The 17613-nt window shown below is 64.9% G+C and carries 10 protein-coding genes; 5 read left to right on the top strand and 5 right to left on the bottom strand.

Features of this window, described 5'->3' with window-relative positions; translation table 11 throughout:
* Positions 1–56 precede the first annotated feature (56 nt).
* Entirely contained in the window at positions 57–1748 is a 1692-nt protein-coding gene (locus tag M622_RS30195) for a SulP family inorganic anion transporter (RefSeq protein WP_021249383.1), read from the top strand.
* A 36-nt stretch (positions 1749–1784) separates the two neighbouring features.
* Here M622_RS30195 and dnaE read toward each other — a convergent pair whose 3' ends face one another.
* The 4 genes from dnaE to M622_RS30175 all read right to left on the bottom strand — a co-directional run bounded on the left by dnaE (position 1785) and on the right by M622_RS30175 (position 9982).
* Complete coding sequence (gene dnaE / locus M622_RS30190) at positions 1785–5315, bottom strand: DNA polymerase III subunit alpha (protein ID WP_021249382.1); 3531 nt, start codon at positions 5313–5315, stop codon at positions 1785–1787.
* 46 nt (positions 5316–5361) lie between these two features.
* Complete coding sequence (locus M622_RS30185) at positions 5362–6336, bottom strand: quinone oxidoreductase family protein (protein WP_031346850.1); 975 nt, start codon at positions 6334–6336, stop codon at positions 5362–5364.
* Positions 6337–6395: 59 nt separating this feature from the next.
* Positions 6396–7571, bottom strand: coding sequence for a phospholipase A (locus M622_RS30180; protein WP_021249380.1), 1176 nt, complete (start codon positions 7569–7571; stop codon positions 6396–6398).
* Between the two features lie 119 nt (positions 7572–7690).
* Complete coding sequence (locus M622_RS30175; protein WP_021249379.1) at positions 7691–9982, bottom strand: NADP-dependent malic enzyme; 2292 nt, start codon at positions 9980–9982, stop codon at positions 7691–7693.
* A 302-nt stretch (positions 9983–10284) separates the two neighbouring features.
* On the opposite strand from M622_RS30175, the gene M622_RS30170 reads away from it, so the two are divergent.
* Positions 10285–11064, top strand: a complete 780-nt coding sequence (locus M622_RS30170) for a ParA family protein (RefSeq protein ID WP_021249378.1) — start codon at positions 10285–10287, stop codon at positions 11062–11064.
* A gap of 259 nt (positions 11065–11323) precedes the next feature.
* Here M622_RS30170 and M622_RS30165 read toward each other — a convergent pair whose 3' ends face one another.
* Positions 11324–13561: a UvrD-helicase domain-containing protein gene (locus M622_RS30165; RefSeq protein ID WP_021249377.1), complete on the bottom strand. Its 2238-nt coding sequence runs from the start codon at positions 13559–13561 to the stop codon at positions 11324–11326.
* A 349-nt stretch (positions 13562–13910) separates the two neighbouring features.
* On the opposite strand from M622_RS30165, the gene M622_RS30160 reads away from it, so the two are divergent.
* The 3 genes from M622_RS30160 to M622_RS30150 all read left to right on the top strand — a co-directional run bounded on the left by M622_RS30160 (position 13911) and on the right by M622_RS30150 (position 17604).
* Complete coding sequence (locus M622_RS30160) at positions 13911–14237, top strand: hypothetical protein (protein WP_021249376.1); 327 nt, start codon at positions 13911–13913, stop codon at positions 14235–14237.
* 180 nt (positions 14238–14417) lie between these two features.
* Positions 14418–17045, top strand: a complete 2628-nt coding sequence (gene leuS, locus M622_RS30155) for a leucine--tRNA ligase (RefSeq protein ID WP_021249375.1) — start codon at positions 14418–14420, stop codon at positions 17043–17045.
* A 31-nt stretch (positions 17046–17076) separates the two neighbouring features.
* Positions 17077–17604 (top strand): LPS-assembly lipoprotein LptE, encoded by a 528-nt coding sequence (locus tag M622_RS30150; protein WP_031346848.1) that lies wholly within the window; start codon positions 17077–17079, stop codon positions 17602–17604.
* Positions 17605–17613 lie beyond the last annotated feature (9 nt).

Genomic DNA, 17613 nt, shown 5'->3' with positions numbered 1-17613 from the left:
GCGCTGCCCGAACGGGCGGCGCTCCAGCCCGCGTTCCCACCCGCAGCGGAGACAGCATGAAAATCCACTTCAGACCCAAGCTCCTCGACACCCTCCCCGGCTACAACCGGACCGGCTTCGTCCAGGACCTCTCTGCCGGCATCACCGTCGGCGTGCTCGCCCTGCCACTGGCGATGGCTTTCGCCATCGCCTCGGGCATGTCTCCCGCCGCCGGCATCTGGACCGCGATTGTCGCCGGCCTGCTGATCGCGCTCCTCGGCGGCTCACGGGTGCAGATCGGCGGCCCCACCGGCGCCTTCATCCCCATCATCTACGCCATCGTCGCTGACTACGGCGTACAGAACCTGCTCATCGCCACCATGATGTCAGGCATCCTGCTGTTCGCCCTGGGGGCGCTGCGCCTGGGCAACATGATCCGCTTCATCCCGCTGTCCGTGGTGATCGGCTTTACCAACGGCATCGCCGTGGTGATCTTCATTTCGCAGATCAAGGACTTCCTCGGCCTGCAGATCGAAAACCTGCCGGGCGAGTTCTTCGCCAAGATGGCGGCGCTGTGGACGGCCCTGCCAAGCATAGACCCGGCAACGGTCGCCGTTGGCGCAGGATCACTGGCCGGGCTGCTGGCCTGGAACCACAAGGCGAAGACCGTCAGCTGGATGGCCCGTCTGCCCGGCCCCCTCGCCGTGCTGATCCTCATGACCGTGGCCAATGCCCTGTTCTCCCTGCCGGTCGACACCATCGGCAGCCGCTTTGGCGGCATCCCGCAGGAGCTCCCTGAGATCGGCCTGCCCGCACTGAGTCTGAGCACACTGGGCAAGCTGGTGAGCCCGGCGATCACCATCGCCCTGCTCGGCGCGATTGAATCGCTGCTCTCGGCCCGCGTCGCCGACAGCATGATCGACGACCGCCACGACCCCAACCAGGAGCTCATGGCACAAGGCATCGCCAACGTCGCCGCGCCGCTGTTCGGCGGCTTTGCCGCCACCGGCGCGATCGCCCGCACCGCCACCAACATCCGCACCGGCGGGCGCACCCCGGTCGCCGGCATCCTGCACGCCCTGGTGTTGCTGGCCATCGTGCTGGTGCTGGCGCCGGCCGCCAGCCACATCCCGCTCGCAACGCTGTCGGCGATCGTGGTCATGGTGTCGGTCAACATGGGCGAGTGGCACGCCTTCGCGCCAAAAGAGCTGATGCGCTATTCGCTGCCCTATCGCACCATCCTGCTCGGCACCTTCTTCGTCACCGTGTTCTTCGACCTGACCCTGGCGGTCGAGCTGGGCATGGTGCTGGCAAGCCTGTTCTTCATCTACCGCATGTCCGACCTCACCCGCATCGAGCGCGTGCCATTGGAAGGGCACTACGGCGCCGCGCAGATGAATCGGGAGGACGGCACGCCGCGCATTCTCGCCTACAGGATGTTCGGCAGCCTGTTCTTCGGCGCCGCCAACAAGCTCGAAAACCTGTTGCTGATGCAGCACGGCCATCCGGATGTGGTCATTCTCGATCTGGACAAGGTGGTCAGCATCGACACCACCGGCCTGGACATCCTGCAGACCCTGCACCGCAATCTGCAAAGGCGAGGCGCCCATCTCATCCTGTGCGGGTTGAACTCGCAGCCGGGCTCCATCGTGTTCCGCTCCGGCTTCATGGACCGGCTCGGCGACGAGAACATCACCGCCACCATCGCCGACGCGCTCTTGCGCGCGCAATGGCTCAGCGCCGGCGAGGGGGAGATCGCCTACACCTGAGCGCCGCCCGTGTGCGGGGCTGGCGCTCAGCTGGGCTCAGTTGGGGTAGATCACCTCGACCGCCTCGGGCGGCAGCCATTCGCGCAGGCTGTCGAGCAGCGCGTCATCCAGGCGCACGCGCCAGCCATCACCAAAGGGCAGCTCGGCTTCGGCTGCCGCATTGCGATAGCGCACCCGCACCGGGCAGCCGCCCTCACGAAAGGGCTCGAGCAAGGTCTGCAGCTTGCCCGCTGCGACCACCGCGCCGCCGCTGGCATCCAGCCCACCCTCGATGCGCAGCTGCAAGGCGCGCGCAAACCGACTGCGGGCCTCACCCAGGGTCAGCAGGCGCTCGGCGATGATGCGCAGCCCGCCGGAGAATTCATCGTTGCTGATCTTGCCCTCGACCACCAGCACCTCGTCGGTGACGATCTTGCCGCGATTGGCTTCCAGCACCTCGGAATACACCATCACCTCGCGCGCCTCGGTGCCGTCGTCCAGCGTCACGAACGCCATCTTGCCGCGCCCGCCCATCTTGGTCCTGGTCTCCATCACCACCCCGGCCAGCATGCTGATGTCGCGCGCGGGCTCGAGCTGCGCCAGGGTACGGCGCACGAAGCGCCGCACCTCGGGGCGGGAGGCATTGAAGGGGTGGCCGGAGAGGAAGAAACCGATTGCCAGCTTCTCTTCCTTCAGGCGCTCACGCTCGGTCCACGGGCGGATACGGACAAAATCCGGGGCCGCACCGGCAGCCTCGGGCAGCATGTCGAACAGACCGCCCTGCATCGCATTCGCCGCCGCCTGTTCGGCCGCCTCCATCGCCAGCGCCACGGTCGCCATCAGCTGCGCGCGATCCAGCCCCTGGTGCGCCTCAAGACCATCCATCGCACCGGCGCGGATCAAGGCCTCGATGACGCGGCGGTTGGCCATGCGCCGGTCAACCCGCGCACAAAAATCAAACAGGTCGCGAAACGCCCCGCCCTGCTCGCGCGCGGCGAGCATTGCCCGCACCGCGGGCTCGCCCACCCCTTTCACTGCGCCCAGACCGTAGCGGATCGTCTTGCGGTCCACCGGCACGAAGCGGTAGTCGGAGGCGTTCACATCCGGCGCCAGCACCGTGATGCCGTTGGCGACCGTATCTTCGTAGAAGATCTTGATCGTGTCGGTGTTGTCCAGGTCGGATGACATGGTCGCCGCCATGAAGGCCGCGCAATGGTGAGCCTTGAGCCAGGCGGTGTGGTAAGTGACCACCGCGTAGGCTGCGGTGTGCGACTTGTTGAAGCCGTACTCCGCAAACTTGGTCATCAGATCGAAGAGCTGTTCGGCCAGCGCCGGGTCGTAACCCTTCGTCTTTGCACCCTCGGCGATGGTGGCACGGTGCTTGGCCATCTCCTCGGCCTTCTTCTTGCCCATCGCGCGCCGCAACATGTCAGCGCCACCCAGGGTGTAGCCGCCGATGATCTGCGAGATCTGCATCACCTGTTCCTGGTACACGATGACGCCGTAGGTGGGCTCCAGGCAGGCCTTGAGGTCGGGATGGAAGTAATCGATGGCCTGCTGACCCTTCTTGCGCAGGATGAAGTCGTCCACCATGCCCGAGCCCAGCGGCCCGGGGCGATAGAGCGCGAGCACCGCGATGATGTCCTCGAAGCGGTCGGGCGCGAGCTTTTTCAGCAGCTTCTTCATGCCGTCCGACTCGACCTGGAAGATCGCCGTGGTGTTGGCGTCCTTCAGGATCTGGTAAGCCGCCGGGTCCTCGAAGCCCAGGCTCATCAAGTCGGGGCGCTCGCCGGTCATGCGCGCGATGTACTCCAGCGCGAGCTCGATGATGGTCAGGTTGCGCAGGCCGAGGAAGTCGAACTTGACCAGCCCCACCGCCTCGACGTCGTCCTTGTCGAACTGCGACACCGGCGTGGCGTCCTCACCGTCGGCGATGTAGAGCGGGCAGAAATCGGTGAGTCTGCCCGGCGCAATGAGCACGCCGCCGGCGTGCATGCCGACGTTGCGCGCCAGGCCTTCGAGCGGCTGCGCCAGCGCCCACAGGGTCTGGACGGCTTCACCATCGTTGCCGTCCTTCATCATCTCGCCGATCTGCGGCTCCATCTCGTAGGCCTTGCTGAGCGAGACGGGCTTGGCGCCTTCGATCGGGATCAGCTTGGACAGCCGGTCGCACAGGCCGTAGGGCAGATCGAGCACACGCCCGACGTCGCGCACCACCGCCTTGGAGGCCATGGTGCCGAAGGTGGCGATCTGGCTCACCGCGTCCTTGCCGTAACGCTCGCGCACGTACTCGATGACGCGGTAGCGGTTGTCCTGGCAGAAGTCGATGTCGAAGTCGGGCATCGACACTCGCTCCGGGTTCAGGAAGCGTTCGAACAGCAAGGCATAGGCGAGCGGGTCGATGTCGGTGATGTCGAGCGCATAGGCCACCAGCGAGCCTGCACCCGAGCCACGGCCCGGCCCCACCGGCACGCCATTGTTCTTTGCCCAGCGGATGAAGTCGGCGACGATGAGGAAGTAGCCCGGAAAGCCCATCTGCACGATGGTGTCGGTCTCGAACTTGAGCCGCTCCTCGTAGCGTGCGCGCTGGCGCTCGCGCTCATCCGCGTCGGGGTAGAGCTGGGCCAGACGGCGCTCAAGTCCTGCGCGCGCCTCATGCACCAGGAAGTCGTCCAGCGTCATGCCTTGCGGCGTCGGGAACAGGGGCAGGAAGTTCTTGCCCAGCTCCACCGTCAGCGAACAGCGGCGCGCAATCTCCACCGCGTTCTCGAGCGCCTCGGGAATGTCGGCGAAAAGCGCGCACATCTCCGCCTGACTCTTGAGGTACTGCTCCTCGGTGAAGTCGCGCGGCCGGCGTTTGTCGGCCAGCACATAGCCCTGGGCGATGCACACCCGCGCCTCGTGCGCCTGGAAGTCTTCACGCTTGAGGAACTGCACCGGGTGGGTCGCCACCACCGGCAGCCCCAGCGCGCTGGCAATCTCCAGCGTCTGGCGGATATAGGCCTCGGTGCCGGGGTGGCCGGCGCGCTGGATTTCGAGGTAGAAGGCGTCAGGAAACAGCCGCGCCCAGTCCGCCGCCAGCTTCGCCGCCTGCTCGGGGTTGCCGGCCGCCAGCGCGGCGCCGATATCCCCGCTCATCGCACCCGACAGGCACAGCAGCTCGCTCGCTGCACCCTCCTCGAACCACTCGCGCCGCATCTCGGCGCGGCTGCGATGCTTGTTCTCCAGATACGCACGCGTGAGCAAGCTGCACAGCTGACCGTAGCCCTCACGGTTCTTGCAGATCAAGAGCACACGACCGGGCTTGTCGCGCTCGAGCTCGTTCTGCACCCAGGCGTCGACGCCGATGATGGGCTTGAGCCCCTTGTCGCGCGCGCCCTTGTAGAACTTGACCATGCCGAACAGGTTGACCAGGTCGGAGATGCCCAGGGCCGGCATGCCGTCGGCAAGCGCGCTGGCAATCGCCTGATCGACCTGGACGATGCCGTCGGTGACCGAATACTCGGAATGCAGTCGAAGATGGACGAAACGCGGCTGGGAAGGTGAAGCGGCGGCGGGCAGGGTGGCAGGATCGTGGGCGTCAGTCATGGCGCGGATTTTACCCGAGCTGAGCCTCGACCGCTCCGCCCCAGGCTCAGGGCAGGAGGATGCTCGAAGCGCTCGTGCGCCGACCTTCGAGATCACGGTGAGCTTGCGCTACGTCCTTGAGCGCATAGCGTTGATTGATTTCGACGCGCAGGGTGCCCGCCACCACCAGGTCGAACAGCTCGCTCGCCATCGCCAGCAGATCGCTGCGCCTGGCGGCGTAGGTAAACAGCGTCGGACGGGTGAGGAACAGCGAGCCCATGCGCGCCAGCACGCCAATGTCCACTAGCGGCACGGCGCCGGAGGCGTTGCCAAAGCTCACCATCAGGCCAAGCGGGCGCAGACAGGCGAGCGAATCCATGAAGGTGTCCTTGCCGATCGAATCGAACACCACCGGCACACCTTCTCCGTCGGTCAGCTCGCGCACGCGCCGGGCGAAATTCTCGCGCGTGTAGACAATCGGATGATCGCAGCCATTGGCCCGCGCCAGCTCGGCCTTGTGCTCCGAGCCCACGGTGCCGATCACCGTCGCGCCCAGCGCTTTCGCCCACTGGCACATGATCGTCCCCACCCCACCGGCCGCGGCATGAACCAGAATGGTGTCGCCCGCCTGCACGCGATAGGTGCGACGCAGCAGATACTGCGCGGTCAGGCCCTGCATCAGCATGGCCGCCCCCTGCTCGAAGGACAGCGCGTCCGGCAAGGGCACGAGCACATCGGCCGGGACATTGCGTGCCTCGGCATAGGCGCCCAGCGGCGCGGTGGCGTAAGCCACACGATCGCCCACCGCCACCTCGCTCACACCCTCGCCGACCGCCTCCACCACGCCGGCCCCCTCCTGCCCCAACCCTGACGGCAAGGGCAAGGGATACAGACCACTGCGGTGATAGGTGTCGATGTAGTTGAGCCCGATCGCATGGTGACGCAGACGTACCTCGCCCGCTGCGGGTGGCGGCAGTGCAATCGATTCCCACTGCATGAGCTCCGGCGCACCGGCCTGATGCAAACGAATTGCATGCGTCATCATTGCTGTCTCCTTGGCTTTGTGATCAGGGTCAAGTGCCGGCTCGGCGCCAGCCATGTTCAACGTACGAGCGAGAAACCGATGCGGACCTGGGGATCGCTGTACTGGTCGTAGTCGAGCAAGGTTTCGCCGTAGCCACTCAGGTATTGCAAATGGGCAAACGCCCCCACACCAGAGAATACGCTGCGCCGCAGCGGGTAGGAGAGATCAAACTGGCGGCGCATCTTGCCGGCCGTGCCGCGGCGAAAGCTCGAGCTCAGCATCAGTCCGTCATCCCTCCCCAGCCTCAGGCCAAGATCGACATAGCCACGGTAGCGCGCAATGTCGGGATTGTCACTGCGGTCCAGATAGGTCCACACCTTGGGTTCGATGCCGAGATAGGTGCGCTCATCATCGAAGTAGTGGCGCCCCTCGATCCTGAGAAACAGGGTATCGATACTGCGCGAGGCCTCATCGTCCTTGCCATTGGACTCGTGCTCGTAGCCCCCGGACAGCGCCACCGAGCTGCCGCCATCAGGGTTGGTGAGTCGCCAGCGGTAAAACAACGAGGGCCTGAAGCTGGAATCACGGAAAGGCTTGGAGTCCGATTGCAGATCCCATACCGAAGTCTGCGTGAAACCAAGGTACAACCCGCGCACGATGGGAAGGGTCTCACCGAGCACGCCGTGGTCATCGAAGACGCGGTAGCGGAAGCTGAACTGAAAGCGCGCCGACACCGGATCCTCACCACCGACAAGAAAGTACATCGGTTCATGAAAACCCAGCGCCGAGGGCGCGACCGGCTCCACAGCAGCAGCGCCGGGCACCAGATCACCCTGCGCCTGTACCGCGCCCAACTGCGCCGTCTGCACTGCGCTGCGCGTGGTCGCACCCGCATCCAGCACGAGCCGGGCCGAGGCCGACTCCTGCAATGCGAGCGTGGCGAAGCCCACCACTTCGCTGGGCCAGCGCGCCATGTAGCGACGCTGCTGTGAGCCCGCATCGGTGGGGCCGCTCGCCACCAGCTCGAGCGCAATGCGTGGGCCGCCATCGGGCAACTCGATCTGCGCCGGCAGGCGCTCGGGCAGCTCAAGCGTAGACCGGGGGGCGATGACGATGACGCTGAAGCTCTGCCCGGGAACGACGCGCGGCTCGGGCGCGGCAAGCAGCCAGCCCGAGGCGTGGACGGGGAGCGCGCACAGCAGGCCGGCAAGAGCGATCAGGCGACAGGCTGCGAGTTGTCTTGTGTGCTTCATGGAAGTGGGGCTGAAAACAAGGCGGGCAGCCATGATAAGGGCTGCCCGCTGCAGTGACGGTGAAGAATCGTGTCGCGCTCCCCGCCCCAGCTCGGAGCGGGGAGCGCGCCGCGTGCTGATCAGCGCCCGGCGCGCGACTCCTTGGCGTCGACGACCGCCAGCGCGGTGATATTCACCAGCCGGCGCACCGTCGCCGACGGCGTCAGGATCTGCACCGCCTTTGCGGCGCCAAGCAAGATGGGGCCGACCGATACGCCGTCACCATTGGCCATCTTCATGAGATTGAAGGAGATGTTGGCTGCATCAAGGTTCGGCATCACCAACAGGTTGGCGTCGCCCTTGAGGCGTGAATCCGGATGCACCTTGTCACGAATTTCCGCCGACAGCGCGGCATCGCCATGCATCTCGCCATCAAAATTCAGATCGGGGCACATCTCGTGCAAGATTTCGCTGGCGCGACGCATCTTGCGTGCAGACGTGGACTCCGAACTGCCGAAGTTGGAGTGCGACAACAATGCAAGACTTGGCTCGATGCCAAAGCGGCGCAACTCTTCGGCCGCCATGCGGGCAATTTCGGCCACATCCTCGGCGCTCGGGTTCTCGTTCACGTAAGTGTCGGTCACCACCAACATGCGCTTGGCCAGCAGCAGCAGGTTCATGGCTGCAAACTGCTTGGCACCCGGCGCCAGCCCGATCACATCCTTGATCTGCTGCAGGTGGTAGCCGAATGTGCCATAGGTGCCACATACCAGCGCATCGGCATCACCACGGCGCAGCAGCATCGCGCCGATCAGCGTGGTGTCGCGGCGGATCTTGGCCTTGGCCAGCTCCGGTGTGATGCCATCGCGACTCATGAGCTGGTAGTACTCGGTCCACAGCTCGCGATAGCGCGGATCGGACTCCGGGTTGACGATCTCGAAGTCACGCCCGGGCTGGAGGCTGAGCCCGATCTTCTTGATCCGCATCTCGATCACGTCCGGGCGCCCGATCAGGATCGGATGTGCAAGCCCCTCGTCCAGCACCACTCGCACCGTGTGCAGCACGCGCTCGTCCTCGCCTTCGGCGTAGACCACGCGCTTTTGCTCCATCGGCACCGATCTGGCCGAGGAGAACATCGGCTTCATGACGATGCCGGACTGATACACGAAGGCATTGAGGCTGGAAACGTAGGCGTCGAAGTCCTCGATCGGCTTGGTCGCCACGCCGGATTCCATCGCGGCGCGCGCCACCGCCGGGGCAATCCTCACAATCAGGCGCGGATCGAAGGGCTTGGGGATGATGTACTCGGGGCCGAAACTCAGCTCCTGGCCGCCGTAGGCGCTGGCAACAATGTCGCTGGCCTCGGCTTGCGCCAGCTCGGCAATCGCATTCACGCACGCCAGCTTCATCTCTTCATTGATCGTGGTCGCACCGACATCGAGCGCACCACGGAAGATGAAGGGAAAGCACAGGACGTTGTTCACCTGGTTCGGAAAGTCGGAACGCCCGGTGGCGATCACGCAGTCCGGACGCACAGCCTTGGCGTCGGCAGGCAGGATTTCAGGGTTCGGATTGGCGAGCGCGAAGATCAGCGGCTTGTCGGCCATCCTTGCCACCATCTCGGCCTTCAGCACCCCCGCGGTCGACAGACCAAGGAAGACGTCGGCGCCCTCGATGACGTCATTGAGCGTACGCGCCTCGGTCTTCTGCGCGTAGCGCGCCTTGGTCGGCTCCATGTTGGCCTCGCGCCCCTCATGGATCACGCCCTTGGAATCGCAGACGTAGATATTCTCGCGCTGCAAACCCACGCTGACCATCATGTCCAGGCAGGCGATCGCCGCCGCACCGGCGCCGGAACACACCAGCTTGACCTTGCCGATGTCCTTGCCCACGACCTTGAGGCCGTTGATCAGACCAGCCGCCGAGATGATCGCGGTGCCATGCTGGTCATCATGGAAGACCGGAATCTTCATGCGCTCGCGCAGCTTCCTCTCGATGTAGAAGCACTCCGGGGCCTTGATGTCCTCAAGGTTGATACCGCCCAGCGTGGGCTCGAGCGCGGCGATGATCTCGATCAGCTTGTCGGGGTCGTTCTCGGCCAGTTCGATGTCGAACACGTCGATGTTGGCAAACTTCTTGAACAGGCAGCCCTTGCCTTCCATCACCGGCTTGGAGGCCAGCGGACCGATGTTGCCCAGCCCCAGCACCGCCGTGCCATTGGTGACCACGCCAACCAGATTGCCACGGCTGGTGAGCTCGAAGGCCTGGGCCGGGTCGGCGACGATGGCATCACAAGCGGCCGCCACCCCCGGCGAGTAGGCCAGTGCGAGATCACGCTGATTGGTCAGTCCCTTGGTCGGGACGACCGAAATCTTCCCCCGCGTCGGGGAGCGGTGATAGTCGAGCGCAGCGGCGATGAAATCCTGATCCATGGTTTCTCCCCTCGTACCAATGAGGCATGTTTAAAGCGTTGGAACGGGCGCAGGGCCCGCGTGCACCGCACATTCCCGGAACGGGTTGCGCGATTCCGATGTTCGGGCAAGTCTGATCTTGTTTTTGGGTTCGCCGTGTCCGCTGCCATGGGCGGCGGCGGGATGGCCACGATTGACCAGCCGGAAGTTTAGCGCAGGCCACAGGCCTTTGGCACGACGCTTTGCTTATGTGGGCGCTGCGCAAAACCCCTTCGGCTGCCGCTTTTTTGGCAGAATGCCCACTCTGACGAAGGGAGCGAAGAATGCGACGCGTGGTGTTCAACCAGAAAGGCGGAGTGGGCAAGTCGACCATCACCTGCAACCTCGCGGCCATCAGCGCGCAGCAGGGCAAGCGCACGCTGGTGGTCGATCTCGACCCTCAGGGCAACTCCACCCAGTACCTGCTCGGCGCCACCGGCGATGAGGTGCAGTCCACGCTCGCCGATTTCTTCGACCAGACGCTGAACTTCAAGCTCAACCCACGCGCGACCGCCGATTTTGTGGTGGCAACGCCCTTCGACCAGCTGTACGTGATGCCCTCGCACCCCCTGCTCGAGGAATTGCAGGGCAAGCTGGAGTCACGCTACAAGATCTACAAGCTGCGCGATGCGCTCAACGAACTGGCGGGAGATTTCGACTGCGTGTTCATCGACACCCCGCCGGCGCTGAACTTCTTCACGCGCTCGGCGCTGATCGCCGCCGACGCCTGCCTGATCCCCTTCGACTGCGACGAGTTCTCGCGCAAGGCGCTGTATTCGCTGCTGGAAAACGTGGAGGAGATCAAATCCGACCACAACCGTGATCTGCGCGTGGAAGGCATTGTCGTCAACCAGTTCCAGCCGCGCGCCAATCTGCCGCAAAAAGTGGTGCAGGAGCTGATCGACGAGGGCCTGCCGGTGCTGCAGCCCTATTTGTCCGCCTCGGTGAAGATCAAGGAATCGCACGAGCAGGCCAGACCCATGATCCACCTCGACCCGAAGCACAAGCTGTCGCAGGAATTCGTCGCGCTCTACAACACCCTGGCGCGCACCTTCGGCGCCTGAGCCTCTTCCGCCGCCCCCCGCCATCCGCCGCAGGGGCACAGGATGCGGGGCGTTTGCGCAGCCGGCGAGGACTGTCTGAGCGAGCGCAGCGAGCGAGTTCCGCAGCCGGCGGAGCAAACACCCCGCGTCCTGCGCCCCGGACCACCCACGACTTGCCTGCCCCCGTCCTGCATCCTGGACCACCCACCGCTGAACTCACCACCTGCGTGTCCTGGGCCTCGCGCGCCCCATATGCGTTCAGATCGCGTTCACCCCACGCTCACACCGCCTCCAGCTTCGCCACCGCCAGCAGCAACCACTTCACCCCCGCCGTCTCGAACTTGATCTGCACCTTGGCATCCGTCCCGCTGCCTTCGGCCGCCACGATCACCCCCTGACCAAACTTTGCATGACTCACCGACTGCCCAATCTTCAAACCATTGGGCAGGGTCGCAAAACTTGGTCGCGGCGCGCGCTCAAGCGGGACCGGGGCGGAAGGCTTGAAATAGCCGCCCCCCACCCCACCCATGGCCCCGCCTGCCGCCGAGCGTGGATTGGGCGGCGTCAGCCACTTCACGAGCTCGGTCGGAATCTCCTCCAGAAAGCGCGAGCGCAGGTTGTAGCGCGTCTGTCCGTGCAGCATCCGGCTCTGCGCGAAGGACAGATACAGGCGCTCACGCGCACGCGTCACCGCCACGTACATCAGACGCCGCTCCTCTTCCAGTCCATCGCTCTCGAGGATGCTGTTCTCGTGCGGAAACAGGCCCTCTTCCAGCCCGGACAGAAAGACCGCGTTGAACTCCAGTCCTTTCGCCGAATGCACGGTCATCAACTGCACCGCATCCGCGCCCTGATCGGCCTGATGGTCGCCGGCTTCGAGCGAGGCATGGGCAAGGAAATCAGCAAGCTGAGCGTGCGCCTGCATACGCGCATCGACCTCGGAGTCGGCATCGGTGCGCGCGTTGACCTGCACCTCGGCAGCGAAATAGGCCGCCGCATTGAGCAGTTCGTCCAGATTCTCCAGGCGCTCGCGCCCGTCCTTGTCAGCCTTGTAATGCGCGCGCAGACCACTGTGGTCGAGGACGTGATCGACCACTTCAGGCAGCGGCAGACCGGCGGTATCGCGGCGCATATCCTCGACCAGGCGCACGAACTGCGCCAGCACGCTGCCCGGCTTGCCACTGAGATGCGGCACGGTCGCGTAGAAGCTGGTGTTGTAGGTGCGCGCCGCGTCGCTCAGCAGCTCCAGCGAACGCGCGCCAATGCCGCGGGTGGGGAAGTTGACCACGCGCGCAAACGAAGTGTCATCGTCTTCATTGGCAATCAGGCGCAGATAGGCGAGCGCATGCTTGATCTCCTGGCGCTCGAAAAAACGCAGCCCGCCATACACGCGGTAGGGAATGGCGGCGGAAAACAGCTGGTGCTCAAGCACGCGTGACTGCGCGTTGGAGCGATACAGCAGCGCGATTTCGCTCCTCAGCGCGCCCTCGCGCACCAGCGCCTGAACTTCCTCAACAATCCAGCGCGCCTCGTCGCCATCGGCGAACGCCTCGTACACACGGATCGGCTCGCCCGCGCCCTGGTCGGTCCACAGGTTCTTGCCCAGGCGCTTGGTGTTGTGGCGGATGACGGCATTGGCCGCATCCAGGATGTTGCTGTGCGAGCGGTAATTCTGCTCCAGCCGGATCACGTTGGGCACGCGAAACTCGCGCTCGAAGTCGAGCATGTTGCCCACCTCCGCGCCCCGGAAGCGGTAGATGCTCTGGTCGTCGTCGCCGACGCAGAACATCGCCGCCCCGCCTTCACGTCCCTCGTCGGCAAACAGCTTCAGCCAGCGGTATTGCAAGCGGTTGGTGTCCTGGAACTCGTCGACCAGAATGTGGCGAAAGCGGCGCTGATAGTGGCGGCGCAGCGGCTCGTTGCGCTCGAGCAGCTCATAGCTGCGCAACAACAACTCGGCAAAATCCACCACCGCTTCGCGCTGGCACTGCGACTCGTATTCCTGATAAAGCTGGACACGTTGCCGCGTGTAATCGTCCCAGGCCTCGACCGCATGCGCCCGGATGCCCGCGTCCTTCTGGCCATTGATGAACTGCTGCAGTTCGCGCGGCGGGAACTTCTCGTCGTCGACATTGAGCGTCTTCAACAGACGCTTGATGGCAGCAAGCTGATCCGCCGAATCCAGGATCTGGAACAACTGCGGCAGCCCGGCATCGCGATGGTGAGCGCGCAACAAGCGGTTGGACAGGCCATGGAAGGTGCCGACCCACATGCCGCGCGTGCTCACCGGCAGCATGGTCGCGAGGCGGGCAAGCATCTCCTTCGCGGACTTGTTGGTGAAGGTCACCGCCAGGATGCCGGCGGGGTCGACCTGACCGGACTGTATCAGCCAGGCGATGCGGGTCGTGAGCACGCGCGTCTTGCCCGAGCCAGCGCCCGCAAGGATGAGGCCGTGCTGCGCAGGCAGGGTGACGGCCTGCAGTTGTTCGGTGTTGAGATTGGCGAGCAGGTTGGACATCAGCGCTCCTTCGTAGGCCGTGCATTGTAATGCCGCCGGCCTGAGCTTCGATTCATGGGTGGCGCGCCGTAGTGGCATGGGTCTGTGCAGAGTCAGATGCAAGACGATGTTGCATTGCAGCACAAATACTTGCCAAACAATCACGCAAGCGCTATTTTCCATTTGTGCATGGCAACATTTTTGCTGTAGATACGGAACCAATTCACAGTATTTCCGACCAAACGTCAATAGAATCAAGCCCACGGAAACGCCGCCGATCAATATTGCGGCACGACAATCGCCACTGAGGCGAGGTCCACGAGACCGGCAGGATCATCGCGCCGAGACCCGGCGCTCAGGAGAAAACATCATGAAAACGCCCAAACTGCTACCTTGGTATGCCCGCAAGGCCGGAGTTTCGACCGCACGCGCAGAAGCCCTGTGGAGCAAGGCGGTGCGCACTGCCACAGCCGAGACCGGCTGGGTCGGCAACGCCGAATACTGGGGCGCCTGCATGGACGCCTTCACCGCCCTGCTGGACCAGGAACGCAACACCTTGTGTGCTCCCCAGGTGCTGCCCTTCGTGCGTAGCCACAGCCGCACCTGGCGCTTGCCGCTGATTGCGATGGAAGACATGTTCACCGCCTTCCACACCAGCTGGCAGCGCAGCGTCGGCGGCTCGTCCCGGGCCCTCTGAAGCAGGCGTGGCCGACGCTCGCATTTGACACCCCGCTGCGGCGGGGTATTTTTTTGTCCGGTCCGCACTGCCCCGGCGACCTGCCGCAGCCCCCGCAGCCACCACGCACGCTTCGCGGTCCGCCCCGGCTTCGCGGTATACTCGCGCGTTTTCAACGCCTTCAGGCTCGCACGCACGCTCATGCAGGACAAATACCAGCCCGCCGCCGTCGAGACGGCCGCCCAGCAGCACTGGGACTCCACCGACGCCTTCCGCGTGACCGAAGACGCGAGCAAGCCCAAGTACTACTGCCTGTCGATGTTCCCCTACCCCTCGGGCAAGCTGCACATGGGGCACGTGCGCAACTACACCATCGGTGACGTGCTCGCACGCTTTCACCGCATGAAGGGCTACAACGTGCTGCAGCCGATGGGCTGGGACGCCTTCGGCATGCCGGCCGAAAACGCCGCGATCCAGAACAACGTGCCACCGGCCAGGTGGACCTATTCCAACATCGAATACATGAAGGGCCAGTTGAAGCGGCTCGGCTTCGCCATCGACTGGTCGCGCGAACTGGCCACGTGCACGCCCGAGTACTACCGCTGGGAGCAGTGGCTGTTCACCCGCCTGTACGAGAAGGGCCTGATCTACAAGCGCCTGGGCGCGGTGAACTGGGACCCGGTGGATGAAACCGTGCTCGCCAACGAGCAGGTCATCGACGGTCGCGGCTGGCGCTCCGGCGCCCTCGTCGAAAAGCGCGAGATCCCCATGTACTACATGAAGATCACCGCCTACGCCGACGAGTTGCTGGCCGCGCTTGACGACCTGCCGGACTGGCCCGAGCAGGTCAAGTTGATGCAGAAGAACTGGATCGGGCGCTCCGAAGGCGTCGAGATCAGCTTCCCGTATGACGTCGCCAGCATCGGCAGCGAGGGCGTGCTGAAGGTGTTCACCACCCGCGCCGACACCCTCATGGGGGCGACTTATGTCGCGGTCGCCGCCGAGCACCCGCTCGCCACCCAGGCCGCGATCAACAACCCGGCGCTGGCCGAGTTCATCGAGGAATGCAAACGCGGCGGCGTCGCCGAAGCCGACATCGCCACGATGGAAAAAAAGGGCATGGCCACCAGCCTCAAGGTGCGCCACCCGTTGAGCGACGAGCCACTCGAGGTCTGGGTCGCCAACTACGTGCTGATGGGCTACGGCGAAGGCGCGGTGATGGCCGTGCCGGCACACGACGAGCGCGACTTCGCCTTTGCCACCCGCTACGCACTGCCGATCCGCATGGTGGTCGGCAGTGAGGCCTACGCCGACACCCTCGCACCCTGGCAGGACGATTACGCCGGCTACGGCAGGCTGGTGAACTCGGGCAAGTACGACGGCCTGGACTTTGCTGGCGCGGTCGATGCGATCGCCGCTGATCTCGCCGCCAAGGGTCTGGGGCAAAAGCGCGTGCAATACCGCCTGCGCGACTGGGGCATCTCGCGCCAGCGCTACTGGGGCTGCCCGATTCCCATGATCCACTGCGCCGACTGCGGCGATGTGTCGGTGCCGGATGAGCAACTGCCGGTGGTGCTGCCCGAGAACGTCGAAGTCACCGGCCGTGGCTCGCCGCTGGCCAAGATGCCCGAGTTCTACAACTGCGACTGCCCCCGGTGCGGCAAGCCCGCCAAGCGCGAAACCGACACGCTGGACACCTTCGTCGAATCGTCCTGGTACTTCCTGCGCTACGCCTGCGCCGACAACAACAGCGCGATGGTGGACGCGCGCGCCAACTACTGGGCGCCGGTGGATCAATACATCGGCGGCATCGAGCATGCCATCCTGCACCTGCTGTATTCGCGCTTCTTCACACGCGCGATGCGTGATTGCGGGCTGGTGGACGTCTCCGAGCCGTTCAAGGCCCTGCTCACCCAGGGCATGGTGGTGGCAGAGACCTATTACCGCGAACTCGAAGGCGGCAAGAAGCAGTGGATCAACCCCGCCGATGTGCTCGTCGATCGCGACGAACGCGGCCGCATCACCGCCGCCCGACTGCAGGCGGACGGCCTGCCGGTCGTCATCGGCGGCATCGAGAAGATGGCGAAGTCGAAAAATAACGGCGTTGATCCGCAGTCATTGGTGGACCAGTACGGCGCCGACACCGCGCGTCTGTTCATCATCTTCGCCGCCCCACCCGATCAGCAGCTCGAATGGTCGGATGCTGGCGTCGAAGGCGCCTCGCGCTTCCTGCGTCGGGTATGGAGCTACGGCCATGGCTTCGCCTCCACCACCCGCGCCTTGCTGCCCAGCACGCGCAGGCTGAGCGCAAACACCCTGCCTGCCGCCGCCGCCGACACCCGCCGTGAGATTCACACCCATCTCAGGCAGGCGAGCTACGACTTCGGCAAGCACCAGTTCAACACCGTGGTGTCGGCCGCGATGAAGATCCTCAACGCGCTCGAGAAGGCGCAAAAGGACAGCGCCGGCGCCGATGCCGCCGCCCATGCCGAAGTGGCTGAGGAAGGTTTTTCCATCCTGCTGCGCCTGCTCTCGCCCATCACCCCGCACATCTGTCACGCGCTGTGGCAGGACTGCGGCTTTGGCGGCGGCATCATCGGCGCCCGCTGGCCGGAAGTGGACGCAGCTGCGCTCAAGCAGGACGAGGTCGAGCTCGTGCTGCAGGTCAATGGCAAGCTGCGCGGCAGCATCAAGCTCGCTGCCGACGCCCCCAGGGCCGATATCGAGGCGCTCGCCCTGGGATCGGAAGCGGCGCTGAAGTTCATGGAAGGCAAGCCGGCAAGGAAGATCGTCGTCGTGCCCGGTCGCCTGGTCAACATCGTTGTCTGAGGACGCCGCCATGCCCTGCCACCATCACCTCATGACTCCGGACCACCAGGCACGCTCACCCTCCCGCCGCCGCCTGGTGCTGGGCGGCGCGGCCCTCAGCGGCCTGCTGCTGTCGGGCTGCGGCTTCAAGCTGCGCGGCCCGCAACGGCTGGAATTCGCCACGCTGCACGTCAGTGCCAGCGAACTGACCGCACTGGGTGCGAGCCTGCGCCGCCTGATCGCCACTACCGGCAGCACCACCGTGACCGAGGACGCCGCGCAGGCCGACGCCCGCCTGCAGATTCTCGCCAACGAGCGCGGACGCGAGATTCTCAGCCTCACCGGCGCCGGCAAGGTGCGTGAGTATCAGCTCACCCAGACCCTGCGCTTTCAATTGCTGGACAAGACGGGCAAGGCCTTGATCGCCCCCACGTCCATCTCGGCAGCGCGCGAATATACCTTCGACGACTCTCAGGTGCTGGGCAAGGAACAGGAAGAAACGCTGCTCTACAGAGACATGCAGAACGACCTGCTGCAACAGTTGATGCGGCGACTGGCCGCAGCAGCGCCAGCGGCCTGAGGCCCGCCC

Origin of the sequence: Thauera terpenica 58Eu, from assembly GCF_000443165.1 — a bacterium.
Lineage (GTDB): Bacteria > Pseudomonadota > Gammaproteobacteria > Burkholderiales > Rhodocyclaceae > Thauera > Thauera terpenica.
The sequence above is the reverse complement of the archived record's forward strand: the minus strand, read 5'-3'. Positions and strand labels throughout refer to the sequence as shown.

Excerpts from the sequence above, each read along its gene's own strand:
- M622_RS30160 (WP_021249376.1), top strand. The coding sequence starts at position 13,911 with ATGAAAACGCCCAAACTGCTACCTTGGTATGCCCGCAAGGCCGGAGTT.
- M622_RS30150 (WP_031346848.1), top strand. The coding sequence starts at position 17,077 with ATGACTCCGGACCACCAGGCACGCTCACCCTCCCGCCGCCGCCTGGTG.
- M622_RS30195 (WP_021249383.1), top strand. The coding sequence starts at position 57 with ATGAAAATCCACTTCAGACCCAAGCTCCTCGACACCCTCCCCGGCTAC.
- M622_RS30170 (WP_021249378.1), top strand. The coding sequence starts at position 10,285 with ATGCGACGCGTGGTGTTCAACCAGAAAGGCGGAGTGGGCAAGTCGACC.
- M622_RS30175 (WP_021249379.1), bottom strand. The coding sequence starts at position 9,982 with ATGGATCAGGATTTCATCGCCGCTGCGCTCGACTATCACCGCTCCCCG.
- M622_RS30185 (WP_031346850.1), bottom strand. The coding sequence starts at position 6,336 with ATGACGCATGCAATTCGTTTGCATCAGGCCGGTGCGCCGGAGCTCATG.
- M622_RS30180 (WP_021249380.1), bottom strand. The coding sequence starts at position 7,571 with ATGAAGCACACAAGACAACTCGCAGCCTGTCGCCTGATCGCTCTTGCC.
- M622_RS30165 (WP_021249377.1), bottom strand. The coding sequence starts at position 13,561 with ATGTCCAACCTGCTCGCCAATCTCAACACCGAACAACTGCAGGCCGTC.
- leuS (WP_021249375.1), top strand. The coding sequence starts at position 14,418 with ATGCAGGACAAATACCAGCCCGCCGCCGTCGAGACGGCCGCCCAGCAG.
- dnaE (WP_021249382.1), bottom strand. The coding sequence starts at position 5,315 with ATGACTGACGCCCACGATCCTGCCACCCTGCCCGCCGCCGCTTCACCT.